The following is an 18,093-nucleotide window of genomic DNA, read 5'->3' as shown; positions in this document are numbered from 1 at the left end:
GACGGGCGCTCTACGCTGTGACCATGCAAGAGCCCGTGCCGCCGGCCGGTCTCCGGGTCCTCGTCGTCGAGGACGACGACGTCATCGGACGCCACCTGGAGACCGGCCTCACCGGCGGCGGATACGCCCCCACCTGGTGCCGGACGGCCGGCGGCGCACTCGGCGAGGTCGCCCGGTCGGCAGCCTATGACGTGGTGATCCTCGACCTCGGCCTCCCCGACGCCGACGGCCTGGACGTGGCCCGTCACCTTCGCACCCATCTGCCCGGCACGCTCATCGTGATCCTCACCGCACGCAGCGAGGAGATCGACGTCATCGCCGGACTCGACGCAGGCGCCGACGACTACCTCCAGAAGCCATTCAGCCTCTCCGTGCTGATGGCCCGGCTGCGCGCCCACCTCAGACGCCGGCCCGCCCCGTCCCCTGCCGAGCCGCCGATCCTACTCGGCGGACTGACCATGGACCTCCAGGCCCGCCGGTGCCTGGTAGGCGGGTCAGAGCTCGTCCTGCGCCCCAAGGAATTCGACCTGCTGACCGCACTCGCCCGCCGAGCCGACGCCGCCGTATCCCGTGAGGAGCTGATGGCCCAGGTCTGGGACGAGAACTGGTTCGGCCCCACCAAGACCCTCGACGTCACCATGGCCTCGCTCCGCCGCAAGCTGGCCACAGCACAGGCATCGGCATCCTCCCTGTGCCTCCTGCCGCACATCACCACGCTGCGCGGACACGGCTACCGGCTTGAGACCACACCGGAGACGAAGCCACCACCGCCTGCAGTGGCGTAGACATCACCTCTCCGTGCGACCGCGGAAGAGATGGGCGTCACCGTGAGAAAGACCCTCGACAGCCTGGTCCTCCTTGCCGAGGACGACCGTTGGCCGCGTGATGTGATCGCCCGCGCGCTGCGGGACGAGGACTTCGACGTCATCACGGCCGGCGCTCGAGCCAAGCCCCGTACACGCTCACCCGCGCCTACCAGGACGCCGGCCATAACCGGGTCAGCCCCACCAGGGACCGATCCTCCCCACCCTCGGAGTCGGCGCAGACGCCCGTCCGCCCCGCCCCCGTGACGGCGCGGACGACCCCGACGGCGCGACCCGCCCCGCGCGCGGCCGCGACCCGGCGGCATCGCGGGCGCGACCCGCGATGCCGCCCGTCACGCCCCGTTCGCCGCTGCCTCCAGGGCCGCGATGTCGAGCTTCTTCATGCCGAGCATGGCCTTCATCGCCCGGTCGGTACGCGCCTGGTCCGGGTCGGCCATCAGCGCGGCCATGGCGGCGGGCACCACCTGCCACGACAGGCCGTACTTGTCCTTGAGCCAGCCGCAGGGGCCCTCCTGGCCGCCGTCGCCGACCAGCCGGTCCCAGTAGGCGTCGACCTCCTGCTGGTCGGCGCAGTCGATCTGGAACGAGACCGCCTCGTCGAACGTGAACTCCGGGCCGCCGTTGATGATCGTGAAAGGCCGGCCGTCCAGCTCGAACTCGACGGTCAGGACCGTGCCCGCCGGGCCCGGCCCCGCGTCGCCGTAGTGCGAGACGTGGTTGATCCGCGAGTTCGGGAAGACCGAGACGTAGTACTCCGCGGCCTCCATGCCGTTCGAGTCGAACCACAGGTTCGGGATGAGCTTGGGCATGGTTCCTCCATGAGCCGGTCGCTCTGCGTGCGCTGTCGGAGGGGAAGACCCGTCCCGCGCGCGAAACTCATCGGCGAATGTAGGGCGGACCCTGCATTCACGGTGGTCGGCGTCCGGGAGAATCGACCACGAGACGCGCGGGCAGCGCGAAAAGTGCCGGGTGAGGGGAACGCGGCGCGGCGGGGTGGCACCGCACGCGCCGCGGTGTGGGGAGGGCGTGGGACATGAGCCATCGTGCCGGCGGACTGGCGGGGGTCTGGGCGGAGGCGCAGCGTCAGCAGCAGCGGCAGTACGAGGCGCGGCAGCGCGAGCGGGCCGCCGCCCAGCGGGAGGAGCGGCGGCGGCATCAGGCGGCGACGCGGGCCGACCGCGAGCTGCGCGCGCAGTACAAGCGGGAGCGCGAGGCGGAGGCCCAGCGCCGCACCGCCGAGCTCGAGGGGCGTGTCGCCGAGCTGTCGGGGCTGCTGGTGAAGGGGTGCGGCGCGCCGCCGTTCGGCACGGCGTCGCTGATGCGCGAGCAGGGCCCGCTCGAGCCGTTCGCGCCGGGCGCGCTGGCCCATCCCGTCCCCCTGCCCGACCCGGCGCGCTACCGGCCGGCCGGCGGCGGCTGGTCGCAGGCGCGGCGCCAGGCGGCGCTCCAGGAGGCGCGGCAGCGCTACGAGCACGACCTGCGCGCGGCCCAGTACGCGCAGGAGCAGCGCACGCGCCAACTCGCCGAGTACCGCAGGGCGTACGACGAGTGGGCGGCCGGCGTGCGGGCCGGGACGCAGCGCCACAACGACAGCGTGCGCGCGATGGCGGCCGGGCTGCGCGACGGCGAGGCGGCCACGGTCGTCGAGTACTTCTCGGCCGCCTTGTACGCGTCGACGGCGTGGCCCGACGCGTTCCCGCGCCAGGTGTCGGCGGCCTTCGACGGGTTCGCGGGCGAGCTGGTGCTCGACTGGGAGCTCCCGCCGTACGAGGCCGTGCCCGAGGTGAAGTCGGTGCGGTACGTGGCGAGTGCGGACGAGGAGCGCGAGGTGGCGCGCCCGGTCACGCAGCGGCGCGCGCTCTACCGGGACACGCTCGCGCAGTGTGTCCTGCTCGTGCTGCGTGACGTCTTCGCGGCGGACGAGTTCGGCGTGCTGCGCGCGGTGGCGCTGAACGGCTTCGCCGAAGGCCCGGACCCGGCGACGGGTCGCCGGACGCGCGTGTACCTGGCGTCGGTGGATGTGCGTCGCGCGGACTTCGAGGCGCTCAACCTGGAGCTGGTGAGCCCGGTCGACTGCCTGGTGGACGGCTTGCGCGGCCGCCTGTCCACCCGTCCCGAGCAGCTCGCGGCGGTCGCGCACGGCCGGCTGCCGGGCGACGTGGGCGCGGGCGCCGTCGTCTCGCACGGCGCGGGCGAGGAGCCCGACCTGTTCGAGATGGACCCGCTGGAGTTCGAGGAGCTCGTCGCCGAGCTGTTCCGGGCGCGCGGGATGCGGGCGCTGACGACGCGCAGGTCGGGCGACGGCGGTGTGGACGTGGACGCGCTCGACCCCGACCCGATCAGCGGCGGCAAGATCGTGGTGCAGGTGAAGCGCTACCGCAACACGGTGCCGCCCACCGCGGTGCGCGACCTGTACGGGACGGTCCAGGACCAGGGCGCGAACAAGGGGCTCCTCGTCACGACCTCGGGGTTCGGCAACGGCTCGCGGGCGTTCGCCAACGGCAAGCCGCTGCAACTGGTCTCGGGCCCCGAGCTGGTGGAGCTGCTGCACAGGTACGGGCTGCGCGGCCGGCTCGGTGAAGGCGGGGGCACGGGCGCCGGAATTGGCGTTGGCGTTGGCGCCGGTTCGGACACGGGTGCCGGCCCCGGCGCCACGCTGGTGGACGTACCGCAGGCCGATCCGGACGCCGCGACGCTCGGCATGGTGTGGGCCGGGCAGGTCGCGCTGGACGTGTGCGCGCTGGTGTGCCGCGGCGGGCGCGTGCTGAGCGACGACCACTTCGTGTTCTTCAACAACCGCCGCACGCCGGACGGTTCGGTCGCCATGGTGGAGCCGTCCCGCGGCGACCGCGCGGCGATACGCGTCGGCTTCGACCGCCTGCCGCCGGGCGCCGACCGGCTCGTCCTCGTCGCCGCCGTCGACCCGGTGGCCAACCCGGAGGCCGACCTGTCGGGGTTCACGGACGCGGGCGTACTGCTGCGGGACGCGTCGGGCGCGGAACTCGACCGGCTGGCGGTCTCGGACGGGCGTCCGGGCGAGACGGCCCTGGTACTCGGCTCGTTCCGGCGGCGCGCGGGCGGCGACTGGGACTTCGTGCTGGGCGGCAAGGGCTACCGGGGCGGCCTTGAGGCGCTGGTGGGGGACTTCGGCATCGAAGTCGAGTGAGAGGGCTGGACCGGAGGCCGCACGCCGCGGCCTCCGCGTCCACACGCCCCTGCTGCCGCCAACGGCTCAGCCGGCGGCGAGGAGTTCGAGCGTGTCGATCACGCGGTTCGAGAACCCCCACTCGTTGTCGTACCAGGCGACCACCTTGACGTGCCGGCCGTCGACGCGGGTCAGCGCCGAGTCGAAGATCGACGAGGCCGGGTTGCCGGTGATGTCGGACGACACGAGCGGGTCATCCGAGTACTCCAGTACGCCGGCCAGCGGGCCCTGCGCCGCCTTGAGGTACGCGGCCAGCACGTCGTCGCGTGTCACGTCATGGGCGACCACCGTGTTGAGTTCGACGATGGAGCCCACCGGCACGGGCACGCGGATCGAGTCGCCCGAGAGCCTGCCGTCCAGGTTCGGCAGCACGAGGCCGATCGCCTTCGCGGCGCCCGTCGTGGTCGGCACGATGTTGACGCCGGCGGCGCGTGCGCGCCGGGCGTCGCGGTGCGGGCCGTCCTGCAGGTTCTGCTCCTGCGTGTAGGCGTGCACGGTCGTCATGAACCCGTGCTCGATGCCCGCGAGTTCGTCGAGCACCTGGGCGAGCGGCGCCAGCGCGTTGGTCGTGCACGAGGCGTTCGAGACGACCGTGTGCGCGGCCGGGTCGTACGCGTCGTTGTTGACGCCGAACGCGAGCGTCACGTCGGCGCCGTCGGAGGGCGCGCTGACGAGCACCTTCCGCGCGCCCGCGTCGATGTGGGCGCGGGCGGCAGCGGCGGACGCGAAGCGGCCGGTCGCCTCGAGCACGACGTCGACGCCGAGTTCGGCCCACGGCAGCCGCGCGGGCTCCCGCTCGGCGAGCACCTTGATGCGGCGGCCGTCGACGACGAGCGTGTCCCCGTCGACCGTGACGGGGCGGCCGAGGCGGCCCGCCGTCGTGTCGAAGGCGAGCAGGCGCGCGAGGGTGGCGGGCTCGGTGAGGTCGTTGACGGCGACGACCTCGATGCTGTCGCTGCCGCGCTCCAGCAGGGCGCGCAGCACGTTGCGTCCGATGCGGCCGAATCCGTTGATGGCGATGCGAGTCAAGGCCGGTGTCCTTTCCGTTTCCCTGCGGTCCCCACCAGGCTCGCTCGCGCGACCGGTCGAGCGGCCCCGGCGCGGGCGCCATGGTTCGCAAGGATCGCGCCACGCGCGCGGCGCACGCCCCCGCGGCCGCCCCCGGGGCCGCCCGGCGCGGCTCCTACTCGCCGCGAGTGAACGTGCGCCGGTACTCGCTCGGCGAGGTGCCGAGGACGCGCTGGAAGTGCATCCGCAGGTTGGCGCCGGTCCCGAGGCCGACGTCCACCGCGATCTGCTCGACGCCGAGTTGCGACCGCTCAAGCAGCTCGCGTGCCGCGTCGATGCGGGCGCGCATGACCCACTGCATGGGCGTGTAGCCGGTGTCCTCGGCGAAGCGGCGCGAGAACGTGCGCGGTGAGACCGCCGCGTGCCGGGCGAGCACACCGAGGGAGAGGTGTTCGCCGAGCCGGTGCAGCGCCCACTGGCGGGTGGCGGCGAACCGCTCGCCGAGCGGCTCGGGCACGCTGCGCGGCACGTACTGCGCCTGGCCGCCGCTGCGGTAGGGCGCCGCGACGAGGCGCCGCGCGGCATGGTTCGACGCGGCCACGCCGAGGTCGCGGCGCAGCAGGTGCAGGCACAGGTCGATGCCGGAGGCGGCTCCGGCGGACGTCAGGACGCTGCCCTCGTCGACGAACAGCACGTTCTCGTCGACGCGCACGAGCGGATGCCGCGCGGCGAGCGCCCGCGTGTAGTGCCAGTGCGTGGTGGCGCGCTTGCCGTCGAGCAGTCCGGTCGCGGCGAGCGCGAAGGCGCCCGTCGAGATGGCGGCGAGCCGCGCGCCGCGCCGGTGGGCGCCGACCAGCGCGTCGACGACGTCGGGCGGCGGGTCGTCGCGGTCGGGAAAGCGGTAGCCGGGCACGAAGACGACATCGGCCCAGGCGAGCGCGGAGAGCCCGTGGGCGACGTGGTAGGACAGCCCGTCCCCACCGGCCACGAGCCCGGGCGCGGCGCCGCACATCCGCACCTCGTACGGCATGCTCGCCCGGGTCGTGAACACCTGCGCGGGAATCCCCACGTCGAGCGGCTTGGCCCCCGCGAGCACGAGCACGGCGACGCGCTGCAGACGAGAGACCGACACGCCCCCAGCCTACGGGCCGCGCGCCCTCGGAGCCCGGGCGCCGAGCCGCACGCCCTTCCGGCCGCGTCGGCCGTCTGTGGGTGCTGTCGGCCCGATGTCGGCGGCCTGTCGACGCGTTTCGGCACCGTTCTCGTAGCGGCCGCCGCAGGACCACTGGGCGGCCCCGACCCGGAGGAGCGACCATGCACACCCCCGTTACGATCATCGGCGCCGGACTCGGCGGACTGACGCTGGCCCGCGTCCTGCACGTCCACGGAGTCCCGGTCACGGTCCACGAGGCCGACGCCTCGCCGACGGCACGCGCACAGGGCGGAATGCTCGACATCCACGACCACAACGGGCGACTCGCCCTCAAGAAAGCCGACTTGATGGAAGAGTTCCACTCCATCGTCATCGAGGGCCGCCAGACCATGCGGCTCGTCGAGCGGGACGGGACCGTCCTGCACGAGACGGTCGACGACGGCACGGGCGGGCGCCCCGAGGTGCAGCGCGCGGAGCTGCGGCGTCTCCTGCTCGACTCACTCCCGGCAGGCACGGTCCGCTGGGGACAGAAGGCGACCGGCGCGCGCTCCCTCGGCGAGGGCCGCCACGAGGTGACGTTCTTTGACGGCAGCACCGTCGTCACGAGCCTGCTGGTCGGCGCGGACGGCGCCTGGTCGCGGGTCCGGCCACTGCTCTCCGATGCCGTACCGGAGTACGCCGGCACGTCGTTCGTCGAGACCTACCTGTTCGACGCCGACACCCGGCACACCCGTTCGGCACGGCTGGTGGGCGGCGGGTCGATGATCGCGCCCTCGCCGGGCAAGGAGATATTCACCCACCGGGAGAGCGGCGACACCCTGCACACCTATGCCGCACTGGCGAGGCCGGAAGCCTGGTTCGCCGCCATCGACTTCGCCGACCCCGCCGCCGCGGCCGCGCGCATCGCGCACGAGTTCGACGGCTGGGCGCCGGAGCTCACCGCGCTGATCACGGACGCCGACACGGGCCCCGTGCTGCGGCCGCACCACGCCCTGCCGGCCGGCCTCCGGTGGAGCCGGGTGCCGGGAGTAACCCTCATCGGCGACGCCGCCCACCTCGCGGCCCCGAACGGCGAAGGCGCCAACCTGGCCATGCTCGACGGCGCGGAACTCGGCAAGAGCCTCGCCTCGCACCCCGGCGACGCGGAAGCCGCGCTCGCCGAGCACGAGCAGTCCATGCACGCCCGCAGCGCCGAGCCCGTCACGTTCGAAGGTGACGAGACCTTCGGCCTCGACTCCGAGAACAACACGGCCCAGGCCATGCTCAGGATGCTCACGCAGCAAGACGCGTCTGCTTGACCTTCACACCGTGTCAGGCGGTCAACTCGGAGACATCATGTTCACCATCGGAGACTTCGCCCGGCACGGCCGTGTATCGGCCCGCATGCTGCGGCACTACGACGAGACCGGGCTGCTGCGCCCGGCGCACGTCGATCCTGCCAGCGGCTACCGCTACTACACCGCTGCCCAGCTCGCACGCCTCAACCGGATCATCGCGCTCAAGGACCTCGGGTTCACGCTCCAGCAGGTCCGGGACATCGTGGACGACAAGGTCGGCCCCGGCGAGCTGCGCGGCATGCTGCGGCTGCGGCGGGCCGAGCTGGAGACCGCGGTGGCTGCCGCGGAAGCGCGGCTGGTCCAGGTCGAGGCGAGGCTCCGAGCGATCGAGAGTGAGGGTCACATGCCCACGAACGACGTTGTCCTCAAGAGCGTCCCGTCCGTAAGGGTGGCGGAGCTGACCGGCACCGCCGCAGGTTTCGAGCCCGAGCACATCAGCCCGGTCATCGGGCCGCTCTACGACGAGCTGTTCCGGCGGCTGCGCGCGGCGGACATCACCCCCACGGGCCCCGGCGTCGCGTACTACGAGGAGGCTCAGGAGGGCGGTGGCAGGATCACCGTCCACGCCGCCATCCAGGTCTCCGCCCCTCTCCAGGACGACACGGTACGAATCCTGGACCTGCCGTCCGTCGACCAGGCGGCGACCATCGTGCACCGGGGTTCCATGGACACCGTGCTCCCCACGGCCCAGGCCCTGGCCCGATGGATCGACGCCAACGGCTACCGCTCGACGGGGTATCACCGCGAGATCAACCTGGAGTGCCCGGAAAACCGCGACGACTGGGTGACGGAACTCCAGGTGCCGGTGGCCCGGGTCTGACCCGTCATTCGCATCACACTCGGGCGGCGGGGCCGTCACGGCCGCCCGCCGCCCGAGCCCCGCCGCCCGGCCGGGCGACCGCCCAGCGAATGGAGCCCGCTCACGGTCCTCGCCCGCCCCGGCGATCGCCTCCGGCCACGGCGCTAGGCGGCGGCCTTGTGGCGCGCCAGTTCCGTGGCCCGCTCGTAGACCTGCCGTGCGTGCGCGTTGGCGCGGTGCGGACGGATACGCCGCCGCAGTGTGTCGAAGTGCTCGTCCGCGCGGGCCGACGACAGCGTCTCGTAGTCGTCGAGGAATCGACTCCACGTGGCACACGACGCCTCAAGGTGTCCCACTTCGAGCTGGCGCTGCGCGAGCAGCCCGTTCGCGTGGGCCCTGCCCTGCTTCTCGACCACTGGCCGCACCCGATTGGAATCGTTCATGGCCTTGATCGACCCGGGCACGTCACCGAGCGCGTAGAGGACGCTCGACACATGGAAGTGGTAGGCGGCCTTGTCGTAGCCGCCGATCGCATCCCGGCGGTCGTCAGCCTTCGACAGGGCGGCCTCCGTCTCGGTCAGCCGGGTGAAAGCCTGACGCCTGTCACCGACCAGCGCCGCACCGTGAGCCTGCTGACCGGTGAGGAACGCCTGTAGCCGCGGACCGGCCTTCGGGGCCGATTCAGCGGCGGAGTCCGCCAGCTCCAACGACTTCCTGGCGTGCTTGAGGTTGGCCGCTTGCAGCGACATGCCGCGCAGAGTGCGGCAGTACGTGAGGTGATCCTCCGCAGCGCCCGCAAGCGAGAGGGCCTGCAGGTAGTAGCGCTGCCCCAGGCCGTGTGCCCTCTCGTACATCGCCATCCAGCCCGTCAGGTACACGAGGTCGGAGGCAGCGGCCAGCATGTCTTTCCGGACAGCATCGGAGGCGTCGGCACGGAGGTACGGCGCGACCGTGTTGACGAGGAAGGCCGCCGCCATCGGCCTGGCGTGACCACCCCCCAACTCGTCGAGAATGTCCGCGAGTCGATCGGTCATCGTCCTGACCGTGGCGACTTCGCCCGCACCGATCCGGACGGTGCGCCCGGTCGCGTGCGCGTCGGCTCGGCCGGCGAGATCGACGTACGCGGGGACCGGCAACGCGGCGGCGTAGAGGGTCGTTGCGAGGAACCTGCGTCGAGACGGGTCCATGTCTTCCCTTCCGGTCGTGACGAGCTGTTCCGTCATGTCCGCCGGCAAAGCGGGGCCGGTGACGGGCTCGGCTGCTGCCGGGGGCATTCCCGCTTCGGCGAGGGTGACGGGGCGGCCCAGGCGACGGGAGAGGGCCTCGACGACGAGCGGACGGAGCCTCGCCCTCGGCACTGTGCCGCCAAGCCACTTGTTGACGTTGCTCTTGTCGCAACGCCCGTCGACCTGCGCCTCCGCCGCCACGCGGTTCACCGCGGCGGCGAGCTCGACCTGGGTCCATCCGGCCTCTTGCAGAAGGGACTTGAGGCCGTCGTTCGCGTCACGGTTGGTCATTGCCGACTCCCAGCGTGTGCACGGACTTTCCACGGTTTCCACTTGCGGTGCCCGTTCAACGGTACCCCTGTGCGTGATCACGCGGTTGCGTAGTGCATGCACGAAGAGCCGTTGGCTCCCTCGCCCATCCGCGCAGGAGGCGTGACCTTGTACCCCAGTTCCGGCAACTCCAGCAGAGTCGACCTGGCATGTGAGCCGTCATCCGTTCGGCACGCCCGCAGCCATGCGAGAGACTGCTTCCGTGCCTGGGGTGTTCCCCGTGAGACGGGCTACGACGCCCTCACCATCGTGTCGGAGTTGACCGCCAACGCCGTACGGCACGCGGGCACGCACGAGCCCGGGCGGCTGGACGCCGCGCCGAAACCTCCGAGAGCACGCGCATGCTCCCTGTCCCTGTGGTTCAGCGGCCCCCGCCTCTACGTCTCGGTCCACGACGAGACCGATGAACCCCCGGTCCTGCGGCCGGCGTTCGGCGACGACGAGAACGGCCGGGGCCTGCAACTCGTGGCTGCTCTCAGCGAGGGATTCTGGGGCTTCACACGCACCACCTCTCGACCCGGGAAGCACGTATGGGCGTCCCTCCGGCTATGCACAGTGACAACGAAGACCATCGTGCGAGCTTCGACTACAAAGGAGATCCCGAAAATGACCATGATTGAAAAGACTCCCTGGGGAGTCCGCAGAATGGAGCCGTTTCCGGCAGGGGCCGTTCTCCCGGCAACACGCGTCGTGCTGGACGCGGAGACGCAGACCGGGAACTGGCTCGGCGAAGACGGTACCCGCCTGCCGGAGATGGCCAAGCACAAGCGGTCCGAGACCTCGAAGGAGACGACCACGCGTACGAGTCTGGACGGCAACAGCGACGAGGGCAGCGACCAGCAGGGAGACACCGACTGATGCCCGCGAGGCCCGCAGGGCCCGTGCTCGTGGTCACGCGTCTGGACGATGCCACGGCGGACCTGGTGATCGCGGAGCTGAACCAACGCGCGGTACCGGTCGTGCGCCTCGATCCAGGTGACTTCCCGATGGGCGTCCGGGCCAGCGCCTCGTTCGACGACTCGGGAATGGCCGGCACGATGAGAACTCTGAGCCGTGCGTTCGAACTCAAGGCGGTCAGGTCCGTCTACTGGCGAAGGCCGAACCCGTACGCGTCCTCGCCGGGCCTGCGAGAGCAGGACGCACGTTGGTGCCTTGACCAGGCGCGCTACGGGATCGGCGGGATCCTGGCGTCCCTTCCTCTAGCGCACTACGTCAATCATCCCTGGCGCAACCGAGACGCCGAGTACAAGCCCGCTCAGCTCGCGACGGCGGCGCGTTGCGGCCTCCGCATTCCGCCGACGCTCGTCACCAGCGATCCATGCCAGGCCCGCGAGTTCGCGGCGCGGTATGCGCCGGTGCTGTACAAGCCGCTGTGGAACACCGACTACACCGGAGAGGACATGCGCGCCAGAACCGTATGGATCGACGACGTGCCTCCTGAGGCCATCGACTCGGGCGTGTCCAGGACCGCGCACCTGTTCCAGCAACGCGTGAGGAAGGAGGCCGACATTCGTTTGACGGTGGTTGGTGACCAGTTCTTCGCCGTGCGGGTCGACGGCTCACCGGGCGTGGACTGGCGGCGCCACTACGACGTGCTGAGCTACACACCGATCGGCACGCCGCCTCACATCCGGCGCGGTGTGCGTTCGTATCTCCAGGCGTTCGGGCTCGTCTACGGCGCTCTCGACTTCGGCCTGGACGCGGACGGCCGGTGGTGGCTCTACGAATGCAATCCGAACGGGCAATGGGCCTGGTTCCCGGACACGATCTGCGGGCCGATCGCTGAAGCCCTCGCCGACCAGCTGGCAAAACCAGGAGCAGATACATGACGATCGACGCTGCTTCACTGCGCGTCCGGCTCGCCCGTCGCATGGCGGAAAGCGGCTCGTTGAGCGACCCCGCATGGCGGGCAGCCATCGAGAGCGTTCCACGGGAGGCATTCCTCGGCCAGGCCGTTTTCCGGCCCTGTGGCACCGCCTGGGAGCCGGTTCGCCGCGACCAGGTGCGCCTCGATGAATGGCTCGACCTCGCCTACCGCGATGAAACGTGGGTGACACAGGTCGAGGGCATCGACGCCGCTTCCACCGAATCGTCTGTGTCGGGCAACCCGACGTCGTCGTCAACGCTGCCGTCCCTCATCATCCGGATGCTCGAAGTGGCTCGGGTCGAGTCGACCGACCGAGTGTTGGAGATCGGCACGGGTACCGGCTACTCGACTGCTGTGCTGTGTCACCGCCTGGGAGCGGAACGCGTCACGTCCGTCGAATGCGATCGGAGCGTGGCCCGCCACGCGGCTGCGTCGCTGCGAGCAACTGGGTGGTCTCCGGACCTGGTCGTCGGGGACGGCCTGCACGGGTATGCGCCGGGTGCCCCTTACGACGTCCTGGTTGCCACCTGTTCGGTGCGTTCCATCCCGTTCTCGTGGATGGTCCAGGTCCGTGCGGGAGGCACCGTCACCACGACACTCAGTGGCTGGATGCTGGCATCCGGGCTCGTGCGCCTGACGCTCGCCGAGGATGGCAGTGCCTCCGGTCGCTTCACCCGGGACCAGGTGTCCTACATGCTTGCCCGCCCGCATGAACGCCCGCCGCACCCCGCCTTCTTCCAGCATGAAGGGACTGCGCGTGAATGTCTCGTGCCACCGCAGGAGCTTGAGGGCTGGACGGGAAGGTTCCTGGCTCAGCTCGCGGCGCCGTCGGCCGAGTTGATGACGACCGAGGATGGCCTCGTTCTGTGGGACGTGGCCACCGGGTCCCAGGCCTGGACGGAACGGGTGTCGGGCACGTGGGCCGTGCACCAGCACGGGCCACTGCGACTGTGGGACCAGGTCGAGGATGCCATCACCACGTGGAAGGCAGTGGGGCAGCCAGACCAGTCCGCCTTCGGTCTGTCAGTGACGACCGACCACGCCCAGTACGTGTGGATCGGGGACCCGAGCGGGCCCTCCTGGCCACTGCCGGTATGACCTCGCTGCGGAGGTCGCCGCACCTCCGGCAGTTTCCCGGCTGGGGTCAGTCCAGGTCTGGCCAGTTCAGCAGGTTTTCCAGGGCGGCGCGGTCGCCCTCGTACCGCAGGCTGCCCAGGGTGGGGCGGCGGTGCAGGGTGAGCAACAGGTCGCTCGCCGAACCGTGGACGTCGGCATCCGCCTCGTGCCGGCCGTCGACGAGGTGCGAGCCCGACTCCGTCGAGTCGAGCAGCCATGACCCGCCCTCTGCGGCGTGCAGGCCGATCCGGGTCGGCTCGTGCGGCCAGCGGCCGGCGGTGCCATGGCTGACGCCGACGAACTCGGCGATACCGTCGAGCGCCGCAACAGCCGGAACGGGCTGGGCAGTTCCGGTGGCCAGCTGGGCATCGAAGGCGTGGATCGATGCCTCCTGTACCTGGTGGCGCGCCACGGCTCCGCTCGTCGCCGGGACGTCGGAGCCTCCCCACCATGTCCAGCAGCCCACCGAGGGGCCCGCGGCTCGCAGGGCGGCGATCAGCTCCTGGGTGGCCGAGGCGGAACGGGCCGAGAGGTCGGCGGACAGCGTGTCCACGGCCGGTGCCACGACCGGTGGCTTCTCGCTGGGGCCCGCCGCGACCACCGCGGCCCAGAACCGGTGCACCTCGGCAACGTGCTCGACCAGGTCGCGGAGCGACCAGTCGGGGCAGCTGGGGACGCGGACATCCAGATCGGGGGCACCGGCGACGCTGCCGCGCAGGGTGGCCGCCGAGCGGTCCTGGACCAGGGCCAGCAGGTCTTCGAAGGCGGGTGCCTGGGTCATCCCGGCTTCCTATCAGCCGGCACTGACAGTGGGCCGACGCACGCCGGCCAGCCGCGCCCGTCAAGGACCCGGCTCGGCCCAACCCGCGCACACCACCATGGACTGCGCGTTGACGTGCTGCCGTGCGCCTGAATCTTCGGGGGCGATCCGGCGAACGCCGGGTGGTGGTATTGACGGGGCCCGGTCAGCGGAGCAACGATCTCCCCGCTGCCGCTCGTACCGACAGACGGCAACCGGCAGACGGCAACCGCCGGTCGGCTCCCCGCCCCAGGAGACAACGATGTCGCACGTCAACCGCCGGCGCTTCCTCCAACTCGCCGCGGCCACGGCCGCGACCTCCGCGCTGCCCGCCGCCATCGCGCGCGCCGCCGCCATCCCGGCCGCCGTACGCAGCGGGACCGTGCAGGACGTCGAGCACGTCGTCGTGCTGATGCAGGAGAACCGGTCGTTCGACCACTACTTCGGCACGCTGAACGGCGTGCGCGGCTTCGGCGACCCGCGTCCCGTGCCGCTGCCGAACGGGAAGCCCGTCTGGTACCAGGCGGACGGTGCGGGCAAGGTCACCCTGCCGTTCCGCCCGGACGAGGCCAACCTCGGGCTGACGTTCATCGAGGACCTCAACCACGACTGGAACGGCACGCACAACGCGTTCAACCAGGGCAACTGGGACAGCTGGATCCCGGCCAAGACGGCCACCACCATGGCGCACCTGAGCCGCAAGGACATCCCGTTCCACTACGCGCTGGCCGACGCGTTCACCATCTGCGACGCCTACCACTGCTCGCTGCTGTCCTCCACGGACCCCAACCGCTACTACATGTACACGGGCTGGGTCGGCAACGACGGTTCGGGCGGCGGGCCCGTGATCGGCAACGAGGAGGCCGGGTACGGCTGGCGGACGTTCCCGGAGATGCTGGAGCGGGCCGGTGTCTCGTGGAAGATCTACCAGGACACCGGGACGGGCCTGGACAAGGCCGGCGGATGGGGCTGGACCTCGGACCCGTACATCGGCAACTACGGCGACAACTCGCTGCTCTACTTCACCCAGTACCAGAACGCCGCACCCGGCAGCCCGCTGTACGAGAAGGCGCGCACGGGCACGCATGTCGACGGCGGCGGCGGGCTGTTCGACGGCCTGCGGGCGGACGTGAAGGGCGGCAGGCTGCCGCAGGTCTCCTGGATCGCCGCGCCCGAGGCGTACTGCGAGCACCCGAGCTGGCCGGCCAACTACGGTGCCTGGTACGTCTCCCAGGTCCTCGACGCGCTCACCTCCGACCCCGATGTGTGGAGCAAGACGGTCCTGCTGCTCACCTACGACGAGAACGACGGGTTCTTCGACCACGCCGTGCCCCCGTACCCGCCGGTGGACTCCTCCTGGGGCCTTTCCACCGTCAGCACCTCGGGCGAGATCTACACGGGCGGCGCCTCCTCGTCGTACGAGAAGAACCTGCCGTACGGGCTAGGGCCGCGGGTGCCGATGCTTGCCATCTCCCCGTGGAGCACCGGGGGTTGGGTGTGCTCGCAGACGTTCGACCACACGTCGATCGTGCAGTTCATCGAGAAGCGGTTCGGCGTGCACAACCCGAACGTCTCCGCGTGGCGGCGCGCGGTGTGCGGCGACCTCACCTCCGCGTTCGACTTCACGGGGGCGAGCGGCAGGGTCCCCGGCCTGCCGGGCACCAGCGGCTACCAGCCGCCCGCCGACCACAGCACACCGCCCGACTACCACCCGGTGCCGCCGGCCGACGGCGCGCTGCCGCGGCAGGAGCCCGGCCTGCGCAAGGCGCGGCCGCTGCCGTACGACCTGGCCGCCGACAGCCACGCGGAGGGCGGCCGCCTGCACTTCACGTTCACCAACCTCGGGTCCGTGGGGGCCGGTTTCCACGTCACCTCGACCGTCCGCTCCGACAGCCCCTGGCCGTACACCGTCGAGGCGGGAAAGACGCTCAGCGACAGCTGGGCGCTGCCGAGCGGGGGCGCGTCCCGGTACCAGTACTCGGTGTTCGGGCCCGGCGGCTGGCTGCGCGAGTTCGCCGGCACCATCGCGGGGCTCGGCCCCGAGGTCACCGCGCGCCACGACCGTTCCAGCGGGCACGTCACCCTCACGTTCACCAATCCCGGTGGCGGCGCGACGGTCACCTTCACGGCCACCGACTCGTACGCGCCGGCGCACCACTACACGTACACCGTGCGCCCCGGCGCTTCGGTGACCGTCCCGGACTGGGGCGTCGCCGCGGGGAACCGCTGGTACGACGTCACGGTGACGAACGACGCCGACGCGGCGTACGTCCGCCGCTTCGCCGGCCACGTCGAGACGGGCGAACCGTCCACCAGCGACCCGCACACCCACACCACGGGGGGTTGAGGGTCGGCTCACGCAGGGCCGATGGTCAGGCGGCTGCGTCCCAGGCCGCCTCGACCATCCGGAAGACCTCGTCCACCGCGGCCTCCGGTTCGTCCGACTCGCGGGCCAGCGGGTAGGCGTCGATCGCGAACCTCGCGATCGTGCGGCAGGCCAGCGCGGTCCGTGACAGGCGGGGATCGGCGGCGATCGCCGCCGCAAGCGACTCCGCGTGGCGCAGCCTCATCGACTCCTCGTACTCGCGCAGGGCGGTCGATCCGTCGATCATGCGCCAGATCGGGGCGGCGCCCTCCGCCGTGCAGTGGCGCACCAGGGCGTGGATCTCGCGGCGCAGCGCGGGGATCAGCGGCTCGTCCGGCGCCCGGCCGGTGACGGCCTGTGCGAGGCGCTGCTCGAAGTCCTGGTCCTGCTCGAACACCAGGGCCTCTTTCGAGGCGAAGTGGGAGAAGAGTGTGGTGACGGCCACGTCGGCCTCGGCGGCCACGTCACGGATGCCCACCTCGTCGTACCCGCGTTCCAGGAAGAGCCGCAGGGCGGTGTCGGCGATCTTCTGACGGGTCGCGGCCTTCTTGCGCTCGCGGCGTCCGGACTGCTGCACGGTCATGGGTTGACGCTACCAGGTCTGAATTAGTAACCGTTAGGAAAAGCTAACGGTTAGTGTTACGGTCGGCGGCATGAAGAGAGTGAGCTTCGCCGAGTTCGGCGGTCCTGAGGTGCTGCGGCTGATGGACGAGGAGGAACCACACGCGGGCCCCGGCCGGATACGCGTCGCCGTGCGGGCGGCCGGCGTGAATCCCGTCGACTGGAGGATTCGGGAAGGCCAGGTGCTGGGGGCGCATCCGACGGTGCTGCCCTCCGGGGTCGGTATCGACGCCGCCGGGGTGGTGGACGAGGTCGGCGATGGCGTGACGGGCGTCGAGGCCGGCGATCACGTGTTCGGCGAGGGGTCGAGCACGTACGCCGAGTTCGCGGTGCTGTCGGCGTGGGTCCGTATGCCCGAGGGGCTGACCTTCGAGGAGGCTGCCGGGTACCCGTCCGTGGTGGAGACCGCGTTGCGCGTCCTCCGCGAGGTGGAGGTGAGGCCCGGGCAGACGCTGCTGGTCAGCGGCGCGTCGGGGGGTGTGGGATCGGCGGTGCTGCAGATCGCGCGCGAGCGGGGCATCGCGGTGATCGGCACGGCCGGTGCGGCGAACCAGGATTACCTGCGCGGTCTGGGCGCCGCCGCCACGACGTACGGCGAGGGGTGGGCCGGGCGCGTGCGGCGACTCGGACGCGTCGACGCGGCCCTCGACCTGGCGGGCTCGGGCGTGCTCCGCGAGCTGGTCGAACTGACCGGGGACCCGCGGAAGGTGGTCTCCATCGCCGACCTGACGGCGCCGGAGTTCGGCGTCCGGTTCTCGGGCGTGGCGGGCAGCATGGAGGACGCGCTCGGCGAGGCGGCGGGACTCATCGCGCGGGGGAAGCTGCACATCCCCGTCGAGAAGACGTACACGCTGGCCGAGGCCGCGGCCGCGCACGCCGACAGCCGGGCAGGACACACGCGCGGGCGCCGGGTCCTGACCGTCTGACCGACCCTCGACGCGGGAACGCGGGCGTCGTCAGATGGCCTACGGCCCGCTTGCGCGCCGCGCGGACGTGCGGATCGCCGCGTGCCCCCGCCGCCCGGCCTTGTGCGCCGCGGCGCGGCACGTCCCGCGCGTCGGGTCGTGCCGTATGCCGCGAGCTGTCCCGACCACCTCGGGGGCCGGAGCCTGGTCGCTACAGCGCGGCGGGCCGTTCCGGTGTGCTGTACGCGGTGAACGCCGGTGGCCGGTGGTCTGGCGCGGCCGCCCCGGCCCGGTGCCGGTGGCCCCTGACGCCGCATCCGGTTCGGCGAGGGCCATCGCGCATGCCGCGGGCTCGGTCGTGCGACAGCGGGGTCGCCCGCCGCCCGTGGCCGAGCCGCGCCGGGGGCCTGGGCGGCGGCAGATTGGAACAGCTCACGACTCAACTCCTGACACCCATTCAACTTGTATGCCGTCTTCTGCCTGATAAAAAGGGCGGGGGGGGGGCGGGGGGGGGGGGGGCGGGGGGCGGGGGGGGGGG

The 18,093-nt window shown here is 71.7% G+C and carries 15 protein-coding genes and 1 pseudogene; 10 read left to right on the top strand and 6 right to left on the bottom strand.

The window, feature by feature from the left end:
- Window positions 1–23: 23 nt before the first annotated feature.
- The gene (locus JFN87_RS13735; RefSeq protein WP_209340310.1) at window positions 24–785 is read left to right on the top strand and encodes a response regulator transcription factor; all 762 of its coding nucleotides are present in this window, start codon (window positions 24–26) and stop codon (window positions 783–785) included.
- A 371-nt stretch (window positions 786–1,156) separates the two neighbouring features.
- Here JFN87_RS13735 and JFN87_RS13730 read toward each other — a convergent pair whose 3' ends face one another.
- Window positions 1,157–1,633 carry a VOC family protein gene (locus tag JFN87_RS13730; protein WP_209340309.1) on the bottom strand — a complete coding sequence of 159 codons (477 nt, stop codon included), beginning with the start codon at window positions 1,631–1,633 and terminating at the stop codon, window positions 1,157–1,159.
- A gap of 224 nt (window positions 1,634–1,857) precedes the next feature.
- Here JFN87_RS13730 and JFN87_RS13725 point away from each other — a divergent pair, with 224 nt between their 5' ends.
- Window positions 1,858–3,990: a restriction endonuclease gene (locus tag JFN87_RS13725; protein WP_209340308.1), complete on the top strand. Its 2,133-nt coding sequence runs from the start codon at window positions 1,858–1,860 to the stop codon at window positions 3,988–3,990.
- Between the two features lie 66 nt (window positions 3,991–4,056).
- On the opposite strand, the gene gap is transcribed toward JFN87_RS13725, so the two are convergent.
- Together gap and JFN87_RS13715 are read right to left on the bottom strand one after the other, a co-directional pair.
- On the bottom strand, window positions 4,057–5,058 hold the full coding sequence (gap, locus tag JFN87_RS13720) for a type I glyceraldehyde-3-phosphate dehydrogenase (protein ID WP_209340307.1): 1,002 nt from the start codon (window positions 5,056–5,058) through the stop codon (window positions 4,057–4,059).
- Window positions 5,059–5,212: 154 nt separating this feature from the next.
- Window positions 5,213–6,169, bottom strand: coding sequence for a GlxA family transcriptional regulator (locus JFN87_RS13715; RefSeq protein ID WP_209340306.1), 957 nt, complete (start codon window positions 6,167–6,169; stop codon window positions 5,213–5,215).
- Window positions 6,170–6,351: 182 nt separating this feature from the next.
- On the opposite strand from JFN87_RS13715, the gene JFN87_RS13710 reads away from it, so the two are divergent.
- Entirely contained in the window at window positions 6,352–7,488 is a 1,137-nt protein-coding gene (locus JFN87_RS13710) for an FAD-dependent oxidoreductase (protein ID WP_209340305.1), read from the top strand.
- A 37-nt stretch (window positions 7,489–7,525) separates the two neighbouring features.
- Complete coding sequence (locus tag JFN87_RS13705; RefSeq protein ID WP_209340304.1) at window positions 7,526–8,347, top strand: MerR family transcriptional regulator; 822 nt, start codon at window positions 7,526–7,528, stop codon at window positions 8,345–8,347.
- Between the two features lie 143 nt (window positions 8,348–8,490).
- On the opposite strand, the gene JFN87_RS13700 is transcribed toward JFN87_RS13705, so the two are convergent.
- Window positions 8,491–9,843 (bottom strand): NsdA family TPR-like regulatory protein, encoded by a 1,353-nt coding sequence (locus JFN87_RS13700; RefSeq protein WP_209340326.1) that lies wholly within the window; start codon window positions 9,841–9,843, stop codon window positions 8,491–8,493.
- A 96-nt stretch (window positions 9,844–9,939) separates the two neighbouring features.
- Between JFN87_RS13700 and JFN87_RS34520 the strand changes: the two are divergent.
- The 4 genes and pseudogenes from JFN87_RS34520 to tgmC form a co-directional block, all read left to right on the top strand.
- Window positions 9,940–10,404, top strand: a pseudogene (locus JFN87_RS34520) (ATP-binding protein); the annotation flags it as partial.
- A gap of 84 nt (window positions 10,405–10,488) precedes the next feature.
- Complete coding sequence (tgmA, locus tag JFN87_RS33660) at window positions 10,489–10,740, top strand: putative ATP-grasp-modified RiPP (RefSeq protein WP_307865437.1); 252 nt, start codon at window positions 10,489–10,491, stop codon at window positions 10,738–10,740.
- Between the two features lie 23 nt (window positions 10,741–10,763).
- Window positions 10,764–11,711 carry an ATP-grasp ribosomal peptide maturase gene (gene tgmB, locus JFN87_RS13690; protein WP_307865436.1) on the top strand — a complete coding sequence of 316 codons (948 nt, stop codon included), beginning with the start codon at window positions 10,764–10,766 and terminating at the stop codon, window positions 11,709–11,711.
- Window positions 11,708–12,847, top strand: a complete 1,140-nt coding sequence (tgmC, locus tag JFN87_RS13685) for an ATP-grasp peptide maturase system methyltransferase (protein ID WP_209340301.1) — start codon at window positions 11,708–11,710, stop codon at window positions 12,845–12,847. Before tgmB ends, tgmC begins: the two co-directional genes overlap by 4 nt.
- 46 nt (window positions 12,848–12,893) lie before the next feature.
- On the opposite strand, the gene JFN87_RS13680 is transcribed toward tgmC, so the two are convergent.
- Entirely contained in the window at window positions 12,894–13,646 is a 753-nt protein-coding gene (locus JFN87_RS13680) for a maleylpyruvate isomerase family mycothiol-dependent enzyme (protein ID WP_209340300.1), read from the bottom strand.
- Between the two features lie 280 nt (window positions 13,647–13,926).
- Here JFN87_RS13680 and JFN87_RS13675 point away from each other — a divergent pair, with 280 nt between their 5' ends.
- Entirely contained in the window at window positions 13,927–16,011 is a 2,085-nt protein-coding gene (locus tag JFN87_RS13675; protein ID WP_209340299.1) for a phosphocholine-specific phospholipase C, read from the top strand.
- A gap of 25 nt (window positions 16,012–16,036) precedes the next feature.
- On the opposite strand, the gene JFN87_RS13670 is transcribed toward JFN87_RS13675, so the two are convergent.
- Entirely contained in the window at window positions 16,037–16,612 is a 576-nt protein-coding gene (locus JFN87_RS13670) for a TetR/AcrR family transcriptional regulator (protein ID WP_209340298.1), read from the bottom strand.
- Window positions 16,613–16,682: 70 nt separating this feature from the next.
- Between JFN87_RS13670 and JFN87_RS13665 the strand changes: the two genes are divergently transcribed.
- Window positions 16,683–17,576 (top strand): NADP-dependent oxidoreductase, encoded by an 894-nt coding sequence (locus tag JFN87_RS13665; protein ID WP_209340297.1) that lies wholly within the window; start codon window positions 16,683–16,685, stop codon window positions 17,574–17,576.
- The last annotated feature ends 517 nt before the right edge of the window (window positions 17,577–18,093 follow it).

It is taken from the genome of Streptomyces montanisoli (assembly GCF_017813245.1).
GTDB lineage: Bacteria > Actinomycetota > Actinomycetes > Streptomycetales > Streptomycetaceae > Streptomyces > Streptomyces montanisoli.
This window is presented reverse-complemented; position numbering and strand designations above follow the sequence as displayed.